Consider the following 18593-nt stretch of genomic DNA (forward strand, 5'->3'; position numbering starts at 1 on the left):
AACGGGGATCGTTGCCTCGTTCAAGTTTGCCGCTTCGCCGATCACCACAACTCGAAAACGTGCCGCGGACTTCAGCGCTTCGAGCCAAAACAAGACTTTTTCAACACAATCAGAAGGCGAGCCGACGTTCGCAGAGTCGGCACGAAGGGCCCTTATTGGCCGAACGCGGGCCTACGGCGAACGCACCAAATCGACCCATACCGGACACCTATTACTCTAGCTTTAAGGTCGGGAGTTATATGGAAGGCCGACTCGCCATCATCACTATGGTCATTTCCCTCTTGCATCCGACATCTGATCAATCGGCAGTTGAAATCGAAATTTCGCGTGATTAGACATACCCAGCGTGGGATTGTCGGGAAGTAAGACTATATACGTCTCTCGCGACACGGATGATTGGATAGCGTCGCTTTTATGTTCCGCTGCCTCCGCAAACGACCCTTTGATCGCGAGTATAATCAACAGGCCAATGATCAGCAGATAAAATGGGCAAACCGCAATCGCCCACATTGTTCCGAAGGTCGATGTGAAGCTGTTTTTCAAGACACTTGTGTCCATGCTGAACGTAACTGGAGGATTGGCCGTGGAGGCGATTTCGTACAGTTTTCTGTAAAGTCTTTCGTGCCTAAGGTAATATGCATCTAGCCACCAGAAAAGCAAAACCGGCACGATCGCAATATAAAATCCAGATTTCGCGTCGGACGTAACGGCAATAATGGCCGCGACTAGAGCCACTGACCAGCCTTTCACGATAAAAACGTTCCCAGCCATTCGATTTATGGCGCCTTGAATAAACCCTAGGTAAGCGATCTTCGCCTCTTCCATAATTAATTCAACTCATAGAGTTTGTCGAGTGCTTGCGCGCTCTTTGCATTGGTTGATTTGCTCCAACCACTGAGATCGTCGGCACTCAGGGGACTAAGGTGGCTTAAGTCGACGTCATATGCAACATCAACCGAGTCAAAGGTGTATGACTCGTTGGCTGCCTTCACGAGGCGTCTTCCTCGATGCTCGTCCTTAGTCCTCTTTCGAATCAAGCCTGTCATTGCAATTTCCGAATATATCCAAGGGGACATAGTGAAACCGGAATTTCCAATATTGTCATTCAGCGTAATGGATTTTGGCGTATTAATGAAAAACACGCACTCACACGAATCTAGCATTTTTGCTAACGCAATAGTCAGCATCATATGGACATGACTAGTTGTCTGATTTCTCTTCTGGTAACTATATATACCAGTTTTCTTGTCTTGACAGTACTGGTCATCGATCATCTTAAGTAGCGTCTCGGAGTATCCCCAAACGGTTGAATCAATGAACGAAGTCAATCCAAATTTATTTTTTAGCCAGCCTGCAAGCTGAATAACCAGCCGCTCATCCTGATGTGAATGCGACAGAAAAATGTCAGCCTTTACTTCCGGAAACCATTTTGCGCTGATCTTACTGGCGACCAGATGACCTTTTGAATCCTTAAAAGAATCGATCTTATTCTCGATTGCCGTCCGATCCGCATCGAAAATCAATTGGCCTATTTTTTGGTATTCTTCGGCCGCTGTTGGAAAGTGAAAATTTGAAACATTGAATCCCCGATACATAGATCTTCCTTTTTATATCCTAAGAACTCAACACGTGCGAAGAGCTCGTAGTTGTTCAGATTTGGTCGATGTCCGCATGCATTTTAGGAGAGACAGCGAAACAGGTGCGGATTATATAACGACAGCAAGGCACCGGGCGTCGTTAATGCCAGCCGCCTGATTCATTTCGATGCAGCACCCAACGCGAACGCTTTTGTTTTGCAAGCGAATGTCTCTTCATGGCCGAGGCCGTGCAAAAACGCGAGTGATCACCTAGACTTAATGAACCCGTTTCGATGAGAGGCGACGATGGGGCGTTATGTCGAAGGTGAAGACCGCAAGCAGGTTACTCTGCTTCCAGAATGTCTTGAGGATTTCATCACAGAGGACAATCCAGTCAGAATCATCGACGCGTTCGTAGAAGAGCTCGAACTGGCCTCGCTCGGGTTTGAAGGCACCACACCGGCTATCACGGGTCGGCCGTCTTACCACCCAGCGGTATTACTCAAGATCTATATCTACGGCTATCTCAATCGAGTGCAGTCAAGCCGGCGACTTGAACGTGAGTGTCAGCGCAATGTTGAAGTCATGTGGTTGACTGGCCGACTCGCGCCCGACTTCAAGACCATCGCGGAGTTCCGCAGAAGCAACGGCGAAGGCATACGCAATGTATGTCGGCGATTTGTGACGTTGTGCCGGGATCTGAAGCTGTTCACGCAGGCTATCGTCGCCATCGACAGCAGCAAATTCAAGGCAGTTAACAGCCGCGACCGGAACTTCACGCCGAACAAGATCGAAAGACGCCAGCAGCAAATCGAGCAAAGCATTCAGCGTTACCTTGATGCGCTCGAAACCGCGGACCGGACGCAACCGGGCGAAGTCGAAGCGAAGACGAAGCGGTTACGAGAGAAGATAGACACACTCCGCGAACAGATGCGTGATCTGAAGAGAGCAGGAGAACTGCTCAAGGATTTGCCGGAAAAGCAGGTCTCGCTAACCGATCCCGACTCACGTTCGATGATTTCGCAAGCCAAGGGAACGGGAGTCGTCGGCTATAACGTGCAGGTTGCTGTCGACGCCAAACATCATCTCATCGTCACCCACGAAGTCACGAACGTTGGCAGTGACCGTTCACAATTGAGCAAGATGGCAAAGGCTGCACGTGATGCCATGGGGAAGAGAAAAGTCAAAGCGCTCGCCGACCGCGGTTACTTCAATGCTCCCGAAATCAAGGCGTGCGATGAGGCGGGCATCGCCGCGTTGGTGCCCAAATCACTAACCTCGGGCGCGAAGGCTGACGGACGATTCGATCGTGGCGATTTCATCTACCTCGCCACAGACGATCAGTACCAATGCCCAGCGGGGCAACGGGCGATTTACCGGTATAGCTCCGTCGAGCGCGGTGAGCTGACGCTGCGTACATACTGGAGCAGCGCCTGCCCACGTTGCCCGATTAAACACCAGTGCACGCCGGCCGATTATCGGCGCATCCGTCGCTGGGAGCATGAAGATGTGCTTGAAGCGATGCAGCGCCGTCTGGATCGTCAGCCAAATGCAATGACCGTGCGTCGCCGTACTGTCGAGCACGTGTTCGGTACCCTGAAGCACTGGATGGGTTCGACGCACTTCCAGACACGCACTATCAGTCGTGTTGCGACTGAAATGAGCTTGCACGTGTTGGCATACAACTTCAAGCGTGTCATCAGGATCCTCGGGTTCGAAAAGGCGATGCGTGCCATGAGGCTGGCAGGCGCGTGAACCCAGGTGAGCAGAATGGTGACCGCGCGCGACGATCGATCTAACCTTGGCGTGACGAGCGCTTTTGCACCCCGCAACGCTCGAACCGGTGCTTTGAAAAATGCGCGCAGGGGAAAGTCGCGCGCGCCCCTACTGAGGTGGGCGATGACCGCGTTTTTACACGGCCTCGGCCGATTGGGTGAGCCCGCGAACGACCGCCAATTGGCGCTCCAGCTCGAACTACCTGAGTTTGCTAACTGACCGTTGCGGGGAAAGCTATCTGACCGGAGTGGGTCGAAAGCGGGCCAAGGGTCCAGCGGAGTGGGGCAGTACGGGCTGCCGTTGGCGTCCTGCCTGTCAGAGAAGACGCCCGGTCATCGGGTGTCTTCTTTCCCCTACAAGTCGGAATTTTTTTTTCTTTATCTGCGGCAGCGCTTTTTCACTTACCGGGCGCAGTTTTCACTTTCCGTGTCACCCGACAACTGCGCAGGCGCGACCAAATAACCTCACGGTTGCGCGCAGTCCGATGGACATCCGGTTCATGTCGTCACAGTCACCTGGCATAACGCCTTTATCACGCGACTGTGGCCAGGCCGGGGCCGCTACACTCGGTGCATGCGACACTTCGGGGCAAAAATGGACATTCGACCGCTGCACACTGAAGATGACTATCGGACGGCGCTGGCAGAAGTGTCGGCGCTGGTCGATCGAGACCCGGAACCCGGCACGCCGGAAGGCGACAGGCTAGGAATAACGAGCGTCCTCGTGGAGGGCCACTCCGGCACTCTCACGAACGAAGAACGGCTCGCGTTCCTCGCTGGGTGGCGAGCAAAAAATCTCGGCGCTAACCCATGCTGCTCTTTCTAGACACCGAATACACCGGCTTGGGTCAACGACCGCCGAAACTCGTCAGCCTCGCCCTCGTGGCTGAGGACGGCTCGCGCGAGTTCTATGTCGAGCTGGCCGACACATGGGCGATCGATGACTGTACGGCATTCGTGCAGCGGGAAGTGCTGCCGTTGCTCGACAAACCCGGCACGACACGCGCCGAGGCACGCGCAACGCTTCGCAGCTGGCTTGCCGCTTCGCCGCGCACCGTGCAGGCCGCATGCGACTCGGAAACCGATTTTCGATTCTTGGTCGACCTGCTTGGCCCCGATCGCCCTGCGAACCTCGCCGATCGATACTACGACTTACGCCCCCTAATCGATACGACAGTCTATGACCGCGCAGTGCAGGATTACTACCGCAAGGACCGTCGCGTGCATCACGCGCTCGCTGACGCAAGAGCCTACCGGTATGGCTGGCTGGCGTGGATCGACGCACACAAGGGAGCCTGAATTGAACCTACCGCCGGAACCAGCCGCATCGGAAAGTACTGCACCGCACCGGTCGGCAGCGCGCGCGGCACCCTCGCCCGTTGCCCATCCTTTTCGTGAAGGAATGGACGATCGCGGAGCACCGCCTGCGCGACCAGATAACCTCGCGACGTACGCCCGTATGAAGACGTCTCGAAGTTGCGCGCGACCTCGGTTGCGGAAACCTCGCCGCCGATCGTCGCGCTGTGGCAATCCGACTCATGACTACGTACAACGTCATTTCTATGACGTGCAGCCGCTCAAATCTGACATAAGCGCTATTATGCCAAGTTGAATTTTGGCCCACGGAAACTCATTCAGCTTGCCGCAGCAGCCAGTGCCGGACTTCAAATCGCGCTGAGCGCCGACTTGGGAAGGCGAGTTCTTTGCCCGATCTGAATCCGCCTGAAGCAGAGTAAACTTAAGCCCGATACAGGCATCACGAGGGGCAATTGCACCGAAGGCTTTGAAAAAGCTCACAAGCAACGAGCTAACAAGATTCATTTCTCGCGAACGCTCGACAAGTGAGCCGTACCTATTAAAGTTTATTAAAGGGCGCTGTGCGGCTCTCAGACGTACGCCGGTTGCGCTCCTTAACGCGGACCACGACTGCTCGGCATGAAAGTCACGCACTTTTTTTTCGAACTCTTCCGGGCGATCGAGGAGGGATTGTGTCGAGCCAACCCGCGGCAACCAAGGCGTCACTAATGGGTGTTCCTCGTTCTGCCATGTGTGCCAGAAATCGATCCTCCGCGCCCGCGGTCCGATACGCCACGTCCCGCGCAGCTAATGCCAGCTGTATCGGAGCATAATTTACGAATGAAGCATTTTTAGAAAGCATATCGAAAGGCGAATGTTCCGGACGGTCATAACCGCGGTTATTCCAAATCCAAATATCAAAGGTTAACAACCAAGCAACAAGATCAAGATCTTGTTCACTCGCCTCACCTGTATGGACGACCTTTTCCAGCCGAGTCCACTCCTCTAACTGAAGATAGCGTGCGAACGTCAGCGGTACTTTCGCAACCAGCGAAGCCCGAAGAGCCTCGCTCCAGAGCACGTTCGATTTGAGGCCGGCACACGCAAAAACTGCTTCCATGAGATAGACGGAAAACACATCAGATGCGCAAACCATTCGCCAAAAAACGTCGGGGGATGAATCCATTTTCTCGCGGAAAGCGCTGCGAATAATTGGCAGCTCCGAGCGGTCGATTTTCTTGCGCGCTTCACTGGTCGCCTTGCGCCAAGTATTTGGAATTTTCATCATGTCTGCACGCCGCGTCCAAACGAACGCGCGTCGCACACCTGCCGCCTCACTATCGGAACGTGCATGTTTCACGCTTTTGGAGTACAAGCGAGAGAAAAATGCGGCCTCAAATATCCGACCACCTTCTTCATTTTGTTGAATTTCCTGCTTAGGGGTGCGGGGGCGACCCGGAACAAACGAGTTGCGCAAAGCACGATAAATCGTGGGATTAATATTATCCAAAAACGGAAGTGCAATTGATACGATATTTCGACCATTATCCCGATGCGGTCCTGCGGCGCCACTGGCGAGCACGCCAAACTCGCGATCAAATAAACGGCGCGCTGCGGTTTCCGGCTTCAAAATCAACGACATCGAAAAAAGCATCACTCCGGCAAGGTTCGTGTCTGGGCTTTCGAAAGCCAAGACCATGCTCGCCACAAAGAGAGCTTCTGCAAATTCTGGATTCAACGATGGAATGGGCGGGTCAAATATTATTCCCTTCAATAATGCAATCGAAGAATTCGCGCCTCGGCCGGACTCACTAATTTTTAACTTCTGCTCGTCCGAGAGCTGCGGCAACTCCATGCCTGCGCGGATCAATACCGCATCCAGTCTGCGTCGAACGCTTACGGATTCATAGAATTCGTCATGAATTTGAACGGCGAGTGCTTTGTTCTCAACATTTTTGTCAATCCAAGCGCGCAGCGCCCCTTCTATCGCCCTCACATCATTAGACTCGTTACATGTCAACAAACATTCAAATGCCTGCAGTAAAATATCTGCGGAAAATTCCTCTGCGGGTTCGATTGCATCCTTCAATAGGCCGATAAGCAGCAAAACAGCGTCTCGGCTGAGATGCTTCTTATTGCCGTCAACTAATTTTTGTACAAAAAAGCTTTGTCCTTGTATAGACTTTAAGCTCGCCACCAGTAGGCGAACGACTTCGCGCCATCGAGGATGCTGCAATTCGCCACCAAGTTCATCCCAAATTGATTGCGCCCCTTTCACTTCTCCGAACGCCGAAAGGTGTGTGGCACACAAGTACTCTTGGAACGTCAAATGAATGAAACTATAGAGCCCGTCTCCAGCTTCGATAAGTAATCCCGCGGCGTTTTTTATGAACCCAAGAAAAATCTCGGCCTGATCCTCTGCTGGATCATCGGTCTCTTTTGGACGTTCGCGTTCGTTTATGTAATCAGTAAGAAACGCTAGGAGATCATTGTGCGAAACAACCGAGCGCCCCTGAGCGCCAAGACTCCGTTTTTGCATCCAATATGCGATGGCCTCTATTCGCAAACGATTTCTGCGTTCGACGCGCCCCTTTACCGCCTCCTCATCTCGCCGTTTAGCCTTATACCACGTGTTTAATAATGTTTCTGTGCATTTCTGATACAGAATGACTCGCTGATCTGGTAAAACGGCATCAATTCTATGGACTAGCGTGACAATAGTCAGTAATAGGGGATTTCGCGCGAGATCACGAATGGATTCACTGTCCGTATGCTTTATGACACGAATCAGGTCAGCAGCGTTTCTTTTGCTTTCAACGTCATCCTCAATTCTAGCCGCGTACCAATCCAAAATGAACTTCTCAATCTCTGCCGGGCGAAGTTTTGCGACTCGATAGTGCCCATACGTTTCATCAAAGCGGATCTCTGCCTCGTATCCTACAAGCCGAGAGCTTACTATTATGGTGTTGCCTGGATAACTAGTCGAAAATGATTCGATCCGCTTTCGAACCACCGATTTATACCTGGTGCCGGGAAGCTCATCCAAACCGTCAAACAAAATGACGGCTTGCCCGCTCTCCAAATAGAATTCGTAAAATGAAATATCTAGCGCCGGAATGCTAAAATCGGCCCTTGCAACATCCAAAACATACTCCAGAAGCGAGAGGTTTGCGTTCGATTTCAATTCGTCAGCGTAACGGCGTAACGTCACCACAATCGTAAGTCGATTATCGTTGACTTTCCCGCAGCGCGTTTGCAGTGACTCGGCAATTCCGACCAATGCCAAAAATGCCAGTAGCGTGGATTTTCCCGATCCCGGGTCACCCAGTATTATACTTCTTGCACCCGGAGCAAGCAGCGTAACGGGGTCAACGCGAGGCGTGTCGTCAACCTCCTCTGGCGAGCGTTCGGGAAGAACCGAAAGTGGAATGTATATATTTTCTAACGGGACACGTCTTGATGTCTCGTCCTTGTACACAGACATACCGACAAACTCGATACGTCCATATCGGTTTTTCATTTGTTGATTATATAACGTCCGGATCTCTTGTATGGTTTTACGCCGCGTCATTCCGTCAACCACCAATTCAGGGTAGTAAAAAAGACTGAGATGCGGCGCCTGCATAAATAGGGATACGAGCTTAGAATGGCCGATATGTTCTATTTCGAATTTTTCCTTGAATTTTTCTCTTAGACTTTCGAACCAGTCCACATCGCCGCCACCTTCCCGTCGGCCCGAATTTGTAAAATCATTGGGTGTGACAAGAACCCATTTTTGTAGTTTGAGTCGTTTTGCCCTCTTTGTGGCATTTGTCAAAGATGAAGCTATCTCCGCCCGATGATTATCAGACAATGGAGATGGAAAATATTTATATTGATATCCAATGACTTCCTTGGACTTGCTCTTTCGAGAATAGCTGTCCAATCCTTCAAAATCCCCCGCGGCATCATCGAACAGCGAAAATTCCATGCCTAACTTTTTTGCTTCATTAAGTAAAAGGAGTCCGACGATTCGGCCGAATTCTTTCCCGCTCTCTGTCCCCAAGGGTAGGGTGCTTGTTAACGGCAATACAGCGGGTAGACGAGAGCTTTTAGGCATAGGTCACTTTTATAGGAGATATTGACTGTTCATGCTCATCATGTGGATGTCACGCCAGCCCCATTGAGGCAATGCAGCGACATTCCCCACACGCTTTTTTCAGATAACTTTACCCTTTATTTGGGGTCGTTACGAGCACCAGCTGCAGGAGTCAGCGGTGCCCTCGACCAGCCCCCGATACTTTTGACCAGTGCTACTTTGCTGTTCGGACCGCATCGAGCGACCCGACAAGCTCATCGACAATTTCGTGTGCGAAATCAGCAGGAATTGTAAGCACAATGTGTTCAGTAGACACTGCGAGGCTGCCCCTACCCCAGCTTCTTTGCTGGATGAGCCATATGCGCAAGACTCGCTTGCCGGTCGCAATTCGAGGCAGTCGAGGCTATTTGGTCGCACCTTCCGCCCGCCGAAGCGCCCCGAATGACCCGCGACTACTTTGAGTGCCATGAATATGCCGGTCGGTCGCAGTCAAAAATGCGTCGCAAACGACGCACTTTTGACGCATTCAACTGAGCGGACCGACACGCCACTTTCCAGACGACGCGCGTTCAACGCGTCTGTGACGCATTCTTGCACCCTGAACCGGCGGCAGCAGCAGCCTATGCGCTGCCAACAACGTATCCATGACGCAGCCGCCCGTCGGGCGGACTGAGCACGCCCCACCCGGACGTTAACTGGGCTTCTCATTCCGATCGCGTCGCTTCGCGCTAGCGATCTTGAAGCGCGCTAGGCGATCGACCTTCGGCGAATGCTTAATCGGCCGGGATGTCTGAACGGCGAGAGCCTTGACTCGTCCTCCGCCTTTTCGTGCGTGAATCGCATGACCATATTTGCCGATGCTGTAATCGCAGAGGTGCCCCATAAACTTAGCCGCGTCTTCCAACAGGACGTCGGGGTCAGCCTTTAGATCCGAGGCAACTTGGTGGCGGAAGCAATATGGACTCACCCGCGTTCTCAACGCGGGGAATACACTTCTCCCGAGAGCGACGACGCTGTTGTACAAGTAATCTGCGTTGTGGCTAATCTGCCGCTGCCCTGTGCCGTTGACAGTGTTCTGCGCTACCAGCGTTCGCAAGAACGTCAATGCCAGGTTGGCATCGGCATCTATCTTGAACGCATAGTGCCGCTTGGGTTGGCCGCGTTCACGCCCACCGGCATCTGTGCATTTCGCCCCTGACACCTCAATCACTAGAAGATCGTTACGCAACAGCATGCGCACGCCTTGCTCGATTTCGGCGGGACGGCAACCAGTTAACCAGAGTACTGCCAAGGCTGGGAGCAGTTGGGGCCGAGCTTGCCGCCATTCAGGTTCGAATGCGCGCGCCCACATGTCCTCACGCCAGCTTGCAGGCAGCGATTTGAGTGCCGGCTTCTTCGCTTTCCCCATTCCTTTTGCCTCCTTGTGAATTAAATTCTGGCCAGTTCGGTGACCGTCTCAGTTTGATCTCTCATGCGGTCAGAAATCTGCCAAGAACCACCCCCGATCTGCTTCGCATCTCGACCCCTGAGGGGTGTGGGCTTGGCGTTTTCCGGGCGCAACTCGCCATGTCTTTCGCATGTCTGAGTTGTGCCCGGAAAACGCCAAGCCCCCTCTTGTCCGACATGAATTTCGGACAAGAGACCGACATGGTTTCGGCAGGTTGGAAGTCGGCATGGGACGGGGTCTGGTCGAGTGAGAGCGCGTGCATGGCGAGGTGTCGATCAGCCGGTATGCGACGGCTCGTGGCGCACTCGCGCCCGCCCGTGGACGGTTGCGCTGCCCACCCCACTTCGGGCGTGGGCAGCGCCGGCCCGCGTCGCTGGCCGGCGTCCCGCGACCGCCCACCGGCTCCCCGCGGCGATTGCCTTCGGCCTGACGCGCCGCGATGCGGCTTGCCCAAGTTAGAAGCGCTACTCAGCCTCTTCCCTGCAAGCCATAGCGATCGATACACGATCGCGTCTCGCGCGCGCCGTCGCGCCCGGATCGAGGCGCACGGGAACCGCCGCCCGTAGGGCGTGGGAAGAGCGCCGGCCGCGCTGCGGGCGGGCGATCCGGACAGGCCACTGCAGGCTAATGGTGTTTGGGGGCCGTCAAGGCGCGAAGCGCCGGTTTTGCCACCGCTTGCCGGGGCGTAGCAACGTGCAGGGCGCGCACCGCCTCGCGCGCGCGGTTTGTAATACGTTTGTCTACGTTTGTAAACGCGGCAGAGACTTATCTGGTAGGGGTTTCCGGGGCATAAATGGGAGACTTTCCGGGTGAATTGGGAGACTGGCCGGGCGAGTAGGAGAGTTTCCGGGTGCCATCCACAGGCGAAATGGGAGAAAAGCCGGGCGTTATTCACAGTTGTTGATATCCAAGCGTCCTTGCGGATCGCGTTTGAAATCGAAACGCAGTGCCGAAACCTTTCGCCCCGATTTGATTGGTTGCCAGTTGATTTGCCAGCCGTCCTTGTCGGTCAGCTCCGTCACGGCCGGCTCGATTACCCATCGCCGGAGGTCTTTGAAGTTCTTGACATGGCTGGGCTTGGCGTCCATCGCCTTTGCGAAATCTTCGAGGTCGATTCGCTTCCACCCGGTGTCTTTGAACTGCATCAGCATTTCAAGGAGCCGCCATGAGTAGATCGAACGGAGGCCAGCGGCTTGTTTGAGCAAGTAGGTGGTGTGATTGCCGCGCAGCATTGTCAGGTAGGGCGTGGCCTCGTGACTGAAGCGCAGCTCGATCCACGCCTCACCCTCGTGGTAAGTGATGCCGCTGACCCAGTGATCGAGGTGAATTTTGAGGCCGCGCTTGGTCGGCTCCTCGCGCCGGATCATTCGGTCGAGCAGTGACTTCGACACAACCTTCAACTGCTCGTAGGCGGTGTTCGGATCGATGCGGAAAGTCTCCGCATATTCTGCGGCTGAGAGCGTTATCTTGTAGCGCCCCTGATCGAGCCGCACACTGTCGAGCTTGGCCGCACACGACTTCACGACCCGCTGTTCAGCCAGCGTCTTGAGTCCATGTGACGCGGCTACAAGGTCGTTCCTGAGCGTTACATGCCTCTCAGAAAGATGGAGATCTGACCGTATTGACCGCGCGTGCAGCGACGCCTTCAGCTTGACCCGCCGTGGTTTCGGATTTCCCATCGACGTCTCGCCGTCGCACTCCAATGCGAAGGCGACGACGGGCAAGTCGGAGTGGTCTTTGGTCACAACGATAACTTCCCGCGCTAACGGATGTCCGACTTACGCGGTGGCCCCCGGCGCTTCGAGGCCGTATTAAGACCATTCAGCCATTCGCGGACGTCAGCCGCACGCCAACGCACGCAGCGGTTTCGGCTCATGGCAGGGCGAGGAAATTCGCCGTGCATGTTCCGTTGGTAGAAGGCGCCCGGGGTGATGCCGAGAAGGCAAGCGAACTCCTTGGGCGAGATCAGTGCGCTCGGGTCTAGCTGTGCGAACGTGACGCGAAAATCACTGGCAGAACCAGTTTCCTCGATCGGCATTTGCGCGCTCCATATGAATCAGGTAGTCTGATTTCAGATGTTCGGCGCGCCGGCATTTGTCGGGAATGACGGATAAACAAGGGTTTCAAGATGACCAAGCCCCGCAGTGGCAGTACCAAGTACCGAAAGGCGTCGACCTACTGGCTCGGTAAGGAACTCTGGAAACCTGTCGGGAAGGCAAAGAGAACTCAGGCTCTGGCCGAACAGCGCTTAGGACTCGAAGGCGGCAAGATAGCTTCGATGGTTTGCCAGACGACGCGTGGCCTCCAGGAATTTGAATTCGTTCAAATATCGGGAGATGCCTACAGGGATGCCCAATTAAGCGACGAGTTTGTCTTTGAATTTGGATTGGGGCCGCTCGTACAAGAGCGGCTTCTACCCTCGCAAATTGAAACTTATCTCGCTCGTCGCCACGAGGCTTGGAAGATCTTCTCCGATGGCGTCGCTCGACTGCGGAAGGGCCTTTTCCCAGTGACCGAGAACGGGAGACCCAAGAAACTGTTGAAGGCCACCCCAGAGGAGGTTGAAGCCGTAATGCTTGTTTGGCTGCAGAAGATTGAAGCGCTTCGTTGCTTAGTAATGGACTGCGAGGATTACAAACATAGATTCATGTCGGCAGCTGCTGATGGCACCCTCGATGTTGATTTGCGCGGCGATCTAGTTATCAACCTCAATGATCCGGACAGGCTATGCCTCATAACTGATGGTGGTACACCCTACGCTCCATATCCATCGCGCCTTGTCCCAGTGGCGAATGCGACTTGGGACGAAGAGGCAGGAGTCTTCGTTGGAGATTTTGGCTATCTATAGGTATGCCCGACTGGTATTCTGGCGGAAAAGTGGCGGAGTTCGCGACTAATGCGAACGAAGACGAGCTGAAACGACGAGAGCTATACCGATTAAAAAATTAGTATAATCAAAACGTTAGTTGCGCATGGCCTTGCGTACAACTGGGCGATTTCTCCCTCCGAAGGCAGGGGTTGCTGGTTCGATCCCAGCCGGGCGCACCAATTCTGGCCGAAATTTCGGCGCTGGTTTCTTCTCGTTTCATCCCCCCGTCTCTGCTGCATCCTTGAGTTCGTCGCATATCGCAGTCGTCGATCTGGCGTGACCTCAGTTCTATCGACTCGCATTTCCACATTCGCAATCCCCGTCGTCCTACCCACGGCGCGAAAATCCAACGCGCGTCGCTGCCGCTGACATGTCGGCACAAGCTTGTTGAAAGCGGCGCCTGCGATTAGAATCCCCCGGTCACTGGGGAGTAGCCTTCCTTCATCCTTTGAAGGAGAGCGTGTCAACATACTTGGCCTGTGGGTCATGGCGCGTTCGACCGGTTCGGTTTGGCGAGACCATTGACGTACTGCCTCGTTCTGGTCGGACGGGTGGCGGTGCGTCATTGGTTCGTCACATACGTCCGACCGTGGAGTTGCCCTGTGAATCACCGTAGGTTTCCGTCAAGAATCCCCACATATTGCCCGCATGCTTGCGCATCGGCTCATCATCCAGCGAGCAGCCGTGCTTTCGACGCATGCGCCGGGAGCCTTGCATGACCGGTTTGCTTGTCGAACTCGCGATCATGCTGCTCGTCATTCTGGTGGCAGCCGAACTCTTCACCAATGCGCTCGAACATCTCGGCGAACGTTTGAAAATCTCCGAAGGTGTGACTGGCTCGCTGTTCGCGGCCGTCGGCACCGCGCTGCCGGAAACGCTCGTGCCGCTGCTTGCCATCGCGGGCGGCACGAGCGATAACACCGTCAACCATGAAATTGGCGTCGGCGCGATTCTCGGTGCGCCGCTGATGCTCTCCACGCTGTCCACGTTTCTGATGACGCTCGCCATTCTTGGCGCGCGCGGAGTCAAGGGCTGGGTCGCGCCCGAGCGCACCGGCTTCACGCGGGACCTCAACTATTTCCTGTGCGCGTTCGTGCTGGCGGCCGCGGCGATGTACGTGCCGCACGAGCAGATGGTCGTGCGCGCGTTTTTCAGTGTTGCGCTGGTGGGCGTCTACGTGACCTACGTGGTGATGACGTTTCGCGCGTCGAATCAGCTCGTCGACGCCGGGCACGGCACCGAAGCGCCCGGCAAGATGCTGCTGTCGCGTCTCGGCTTACCGACCAATTTCGCGACCATCGTGCTGCAACTGATCGTGGCCGTCGCGTTGCTGGTGTGGGGGGCGGAGGGGTTCATCCACGGCGTGCGGGGTGTGTCGCAAGCGGTGGGCGTGTCGCCGCTGCTGTTGTCGCTGCTGATCATTCCGATCGCCACGGAGCTGCCGGAGAAGGTCAACAGCATCTTGTGGATCCGGCGCGGCAAGGACACGCTCGCGTTTGGCAACATCACCGGTGCGATGGTTTTCCAGGGGACGCTGCTGCCCGCGATCGGCATTCTGCTGACGCCGTGGACGCCGCGTATCGAAGTGGTGACGGGCATCGTTATCACGCTGGCCGCTGCCGCGTGGCTTCGCGTCAATGTGCGCGAGCGCGGTGTGCCGGTGTGGGCGCTGCTTCTATGCGGCGTGCTGTACGTCACTTATCTGGTGGTGACGCTGACGCGTTGAGCGCGCGGCCGCGCAAGTTGGCCGGTTCGAGTGCTCGCTCCGATGAGCGCCGGTGCGGTCACATCGAGGCTCGGTGCCGCCGGGAGCGGCCGATTGTCAGCGGCCTCGACCGGTCGTTAACGGCGGCACTCTGGCCGGCTTGAGGCCTGCATCTGCAACTTGTTTGCTCGATCCGGCAGTGGATGTTTTCGTCTGTCGAATCGACGAATATGCGTGTTGTCGCCATAAAGTTTTTCCTGGACGGGCCGTTACCACAAACAAGGCGGGCGGCAAACGAACATAGCTGCCTCGTTCGCTGATGCCTTGATCTATATGGCATGTAACGGGCTGACGGCCCCCAATAGGAGAATTTTCATGCTCGGAATTAACAGCAACATCAACTCGCTGGTTGCACAGCAGAACCTGACCGGCTCGGGCAGCGCACTGTCGCAAGCAATCACGCGTCTGTCGTCGGGCAAGCGCATCAACAGCGCAGCGGACGACGCAGCAGGCCTGGCAATCTCGAACATCATGCAGACCCAGATCAACGGTCTGACGCAAGGTGTGTCGAACTCGAACGACGGCGTGTCGATGGTGCAAACGGCATCGAGCGGCCTGTCGTCGCTGACTAGCAGCCTGCAACGTATCCGCCAGCTCGCGACGCAAGCGTCGAACGGCAGCATGACCGATACCGATCGCGCAGCGCTGCAACAGGAAGTGACGCAGCAGGTCGCGGAAGTGAACCGTATCGCATCGCAAACGACGTACAACGGCATGAACGTCCTCGACGGCTCGTTGGGCAGTGCGTCGTTCCAGGTCGGCGCAAACGTCGGTCAGTCGATCTCGCTGAATCTCTCGCAGTCGATGTCCGCTGCTTCGATTGGCGGCGGCGTTCCGGCAGCGGGCAACACGCTCGGCTCGTTCTCGGTCTCGCTGGATAACACCGGCAAAGCGGCGGCGGCTCCGGGCATCACGTCGATCACGGCTTCGTGGGATACCTCCAAGGGCGCGGTCTCGTACACGGACCAAAACGGCAACGCTATCACCGACGCATCCACGCTTTCCTACTACACGGCAACTACGACGGGTACGCCCCCGGCTGCAGCGGGCGATCCTTCGGATACGCTCGCGGTTGCTGCCAACGCCAACGCTACTATCACGCAGATCAACGTGCTTGCCGACGGTAAGGGCGGCTTTACCCTCACGGACCAGAATGGCCAGGCCTTGAATGTCACTGCTGCTACCAACATCTTCGCGAGCGCAGCTACTCCTCCTGCTACGGACGCCAACGGCAATACCACGCTGACTGGCGAAACCGGTGCGCAGATGGTGACCGACATCGAAGCGGTCACGGACGCTGGCGTCACGACTGACGCGAATGTCGTGGCTCAGGACAAGGTTACAGCCGCAGTGGGCACGACCATCGACAAGCTGAGCACGTCGAACACGGTTTCGCAGATCGACATCTCGACCAAGGACGGCGCTTCGGCAGCAATGCTGACCATCGACAACGCGCTGAATGCGGTCAACAACCTGCAAGCAACGCTCGGCGCGGCGCAAAACCGCTTCACGGCAATCGCCACGACGCAGCAGGCTCAGTCGACCGACCTGTCGTCGGCCCAATCGTCGATTCAGGACGCCGACTTCGCACAAGAAACTGCTAACCTGAGCAAGGCGCAAGTGCTGCAACAAGCTGGTATCTCGGTGCTGTCGCAAGCGAACTCGCAACCGCAGCAGATCCTGAAGCTCCTGCAGTAATCGGCTTCATGTAGCAACGCAACGCGTCCCGCCCGCCCCACCCGGCGCGTGGGACGCAAAACCATCGGGAGGCCTGCCTCCCGATTACCGCTTTCAGATCTGAATCGATTCACACGGCATCGCCGAAACACGGAGCCTGTCCATGTCCACCGTATCCTCGACCGGAAGTTCGATCGCCAGTACTGTCGCTGCCACCACCGCAGCGAGCAACGCCGCGCTGCAGGCAGCCGCTCAGTCAATCATCAGCGGTTCGACCAATTCGTCGATGGACGTGAATTCGCTCGTGACGGCGCTCGTCAACTCCAAGATCGCCGGCCAGGCTGCGACGCTCGCAGCAGAGCAGACGACGGACAATACCCAGATTTCCGCCTACGGCACGCTCTCGGCGGCACTTTCCGCGCTGCAAGCCGGACTGACCTCTCTCTCGGATGGCACGGCCGTGAACGACTTCACGGCGACGATGAGCGGCACCGGAACCGGCATCACGGCCACGGCGGCCAGCGGTGCCGTGGCCGGCACGTATTCGATTGACGTCGCCCAGGTGGCGACGGCCCAGGTGCTGAGCTCGACCGGCTATGACGCGAAGACGCCGCTCGCCTCCGGATCGAGCACGATGACGCTCTCCGTGGGCGGCAAGAGCACGACGATTTCGCTCGACAAGTCGAACAGCACGATCTCCGGTATCGCCGCGGCCATCAACAGCGCGAGCAACAACCCGGGTGTTTCCGCTACCGTCGTCAACGGCGCGGACGGCGCCCACCTCGTGCTGCACTCGACCTCGACAGGCTCCGCAGGCGCGATCAGCGTGCAGATCACCGATTCGAATGCGAGCGACGCACTGAACAATCTCGCCGTGTCGAGCAACAACGGCACGACGTTGGCCGGTACGTCGGGCGCCACCAGCGCGCAGCTCGCGGCCAACCAGTCGACGCTCGACGACGGCTCGGGAACGGGCGTCAAAAGCACGGCCTACTGGACCCAGACCACGGCCGCGCAGGACGCCTATTTCACGATCGACGGCACCGGCGTCACCAGCTCGACGAACACGGTGAGCTCCGCACTTTCCGGCATCACGCTGAACCTGACTGCTGCTTCCGTCGATACGACCGGTTCGACGCCACAGACGCTAACGGTCGCGCAGGACACTACCTCGCAGGCGAACACGATCAACCAGTTCGTCACGCTGTACAACACGCTCGTCACGACGATGGGCACGTTGACCGCGTACAGTTCGACCGCGACATCGCAGGGCGTGCTGCTGGGCGACTCGACGTTGAACATGGTGCAGAATCAGTTGGCCTCGATCGTCTCGACCGGCGTCAAAAACGGCAACACGACGACGAGCCTCGCTTCGATCGGCATCTCGCTGAATGCGGACGGCTCGCTCACGGTCGACGACGACACGCTGAACAGCGCATTGAAGGACAATCAGTCGACGGTGGCGTCGCTCTTCAACTCGACCAATGGTGTCGCGGAGCAGTTGAACAGCAACATCACCAGCTACCTGTCGGACGGCGGCGTCATCAAGACGCGCACTGACGCACTCAACGCGGACCTGACCAACCTCACGACGCAACAGACCTCGCTGACGAACTATCAAACCCAGCTCACCAGCATGTACAACGCGCAGTTCACGGCGCTCAACACGCTGATGGCGACGATGAACAGCAACTCGCAATATCTGACGCAACTGTTCGGCGGCACGAACAGCGCCGGCGCGCTGTCCGACAACAAGAGCTGAGTGGAAGAGGGAGGCAGGACATGGAATTCGCGACACGCATCGATCGTATCTGGGAACTCACCAAGTCCATCGAGCAGGCTGCGGCCGTCGCGGACTGGGAGCGGGCGGCGCAGCTCGCGGACGAGCGTTCGCCGCTGCTCATGTCGCTCGGTGCGCAGCAGGCGCCCGCCGCGCTCGAGGTGCTCAGGCAGATTCACGAGATCGACACCCGGATCGCCGCGGAGGCGCAGTTGGCCCAGAGCGAACTCGCCGCGGAGTACCAGGCCAGCATGCGGGCCACCCGCAACGTCAGCCAATACCAGCGCATCGCGCAGTTCTGAAGCCGGCGGTGAAGCGCGAGCCGCGTA

The 18593-nt window shown here is 56.4% G+C and carries 13 protein-coding genes and 1 riboswitch; of the genes, 7 read left to right on the plus strand and 6 right to left on the minus strand.

The annotated features are described in order from the left end of the window. Positions 1-270 precede the first annotated feature (270 nt). On the minus strand, positions 271-825 hold the full coding sequence (locus HV770_RS28630; protein ID WP_175164930.1) for a hypothetical protein: 555 nt from the start codon (positions 823-825) through the stop codon (positions 271-273). 2 nt (positions 826-827) lie between these two features. After that, positions 828-1595: a toll/interleukin-1 receptor domain-containing protein gene (locus tag HV770_RS28635; protein ID WP_175164931.1), complete on the minus strand. Its 768-nt coding sequence runs from the start codon at positions 1593-1595 to the stop codon at positions 828-830. 288 nt (positions 1596-1883) lie between these two features. Here HV770_RS28635 and HV770_RS28640 point away from each other — a divergent pair, with 288 nt between their 5' ends. Both HV770_RS28640 and HV770_RS28645 read left to right on the plus strand, forming a co-directional pair. Next, a complete protein-coding gene (locus HV770_RS28640; RefSeq protein WP_175164932.1) occupies positions 1884-3332 on the plus strand; it encodes an IS1182 family transposase in 1449 nt (482 codons plus the stop codon). Positions 3333-4162: 830 nt separating this feature from the next. Then, positions 4163-4651: a 3'-5' exonuclease family protein gene (locus tag HV770_RS28645; protein ID WP_175164933.1), complete on the plus strand. Its 489-nt coding sequence runs from the start codon at positions 4163-4165 to the stop codon at positions 4649-4651. A 643-nt stretch (positions 4652-5294) separates the two neighbouring features. Here HV770_RS28645 and HV770_RS28650 read toward each other — a convergent pair. The 4 genes from HV770_RS28650 to HV770_RS28665 all read right to left on the minus strand — a co-directional run bounded on the left by HV770_RS28650 (position 5295) and on the right by HV770_RS28665 (position 12211). After that, positions 5295-8618 carry an NACHT domain-containing protein gene (locus tag HV770_RS28650; RefSeq protein WP_175164934.1) on the minus strand — a complete coding sequence of 1108 codons (3324 nt, stop codon included), beginning with the start codon at positions 8616-8618 and terminating at the stop codon, positions 5295-5297. A 799-nt stretch (positions 8619-9417) separates the two neighbouring features. Continuing rightward, positions 9418-10134, minus strand: coding sequence for a site-specific integrase (locus HV770_RS28655; protein WP_175164935.1), 717 nt, complete (start codon positions 10132-10134; stop codon positions 9418-9420). 926 nt (positions 10135-11060) lie between these two features. Further along, a complete protein-coding gene (locus HV770_RS28660; protein ID WP_246291271.1) occupies positions 11061-11918 on the minus strand; it encodes a replication initiation protein in 858 nt (285 codons plus the stop codon). A gap of 17 nt (positions 11919-11935) precedes the next feature. Continuing rightward, positions 11936-12211, minus strand: coding sequence for a helix-turn-helix transcriptional regulator (locus tag HV770_RS28665; RefSeq protein WP_175164936.1), 276 nt, complete (start codon positions 12209-12211; stop codon positions 11936-11938). Positions 12212-12301: 90 nt separating this feature from the next. On the opposite strand from HV770_RS28665, the gene HV770_RS28670 reads away from it, so the two are divergent. The 5 genes from HV770_RS28670 (at position 12302) to fliT (ending at position 18566) form a co-directional block, all read left to right on the plus strand. Then, positions 12302-13021, plus strand: a complete 720-nt coding sequence (locus HV770_RS28670) for a hypothetical protein (protein ID WP_175164937.1) — start codon at positions 12302-12304, stop codon at positions 13019-13021. A 434-nt stretch (positions 13022-13455) separates the two neighbouring features. Further along, positions 13456-13623: riboswitch (yybP-ykoY riboswitch) on the plus strand. A 134-nt stretch (positions 13624-13757) separates the two neighbouring features. Next, on the plus strand, positions 13758-14768 hold the full coding sequence (locus HV770_RS28675) for a sodium:calcium antiporter (RefSeq protein ID WP_175164938.1): 1011 nt from the start codon (positions 13758-13760) through the stop codon (positions 14766-14768). Between the two features lie 354 nt (positions 14769-15122). Next, entirely contained in the window at positions 15123-16505 is a 1383-nt protein-coding gene (locus HV770_RS28680) for a flagellin N-terminal helical domain-containing protein (protein ID WP_175164939.1), read from the plus strand. Positions 16506-16647: 142 nt separating this feature from the next. After that, positions 16648-18246 carry a flagellar filament capping protein FliD gene (gene fliD / locus HV770_RS28685; RefSeq protein ID WP_175164940.1) on the plus strand — a complete coding sequence of 533 codons (1599 nt, stop codon included), beginning with the start codon at positions 16648-16650 and terminating at the stop codon, positions 18244-18246. 20 nt (positions 18247-18266) lie between these two features. Next, on the plus strand, positions 18267-18566 hold the full coding sequence (fliT, locus tag HV770_RS28690; RefSeq protein ID WP_175164941.1) for a flagellar protein FliT: 300 nt from the start codon (positions 18267-18269) through the stop codon (positions 18564-18566). The last annotated feature ends 27 nt before the right edge of the window (positions 18567-18593 follow it).

This window comes from Paraburkholderia fynbosensis (genome assembly GCF_902859935.1).
Lineage (GTDB): Bacteria > Pseudomonadota > Gammaproteobacteria > Burkholderiales > Burkholderiaceae > Paraburkholderia > Paraburkholderia fynbosensis.

Bases quoted from the DNA above. Each gene is read 5' to 3' on its own strand.
- HV770_RS28630 (WP_175164930.1), bottom strand. From the start codon at position 825: ATGGAAGAGGCGAAGATCGCTTACCTAGGGTTTATTCAAGGCGCCATA.
- HV770_RS28635 (WP_175164931.1), bottom strand. From the start codon at position 1,595: ATGTATCGGGGATTCAATGTTTCAAATTTTCACTTTCCAACAGCGGCC.
- HV770_RS28640 (WP_175164932.1), top strand. From the start codon at position 1,884: ATGGGGCGTTATGTCGAAGGTGAAGACCGCAAGCAGGTTACTCTGCTT.
- HV770_RS28645 (WP_175164933.1), top strand. From the start codon at position 4,163: ATGCTGCTCTTTCTAGACACCGAATACACCGGCTTGGGTCAACGACCG.
- HV770_RS28650 (WP_175164934.1), bottom strand. From the start codon at position 8,618: ATGGAATTTTCGCTGTTCGATGATGCCGCGGGGGATTTTGAAGGATTG.
- HV770_RS28655 (WP_175164935.1), bottom strand. From the start codon at position 10,134: ATGGGGAAAGCGAAGAAGCCGGCACTCAAATCGCTGCCTGCAAGCTGG.
- HV770_RS28665 (WP_175164936.1), bottom strand. From the start codon at position 12,211: ATGCCGATCGAGGAAACTGGTTCTGCCAGTGATTTTCGCGTCACGTTC.
- HV770_RS28670 (WP_175164937.1), top strand. From the start codon at position 12,302: ATGACCAAGCCCCGCAGTGGCAGTACCAAGTACCGAAAGGCGTCGACC.
- HV770_RS28675 (WP_175164938.1), top strand. From the start codon at position 13,758: ATGACCGGTTTGCTTGTCGAACTCGCGATCATGCTGCTCGTCATTCTG.
- HV770_RS28680 (WP_175164939.1), top strand. From the start codon at position 15,123: ATGCTCGGAATTAACAGCAACATCAACTCGCTGGTTGCACAGCAGAAC.
- fliD (WP_175164940.1), top strand. From the start codon at position 16,648: ATGTCCACCGTATCCTCGACCGGAAGTTCGATCGCCAGTACTGTCGCT.
- fliT (WP_175164941.1), top strand. From the start codon at position 18,267: ATGGAATTCGCGACACGCATCGATCGTATCTGGGAACTCACCAAGTCC.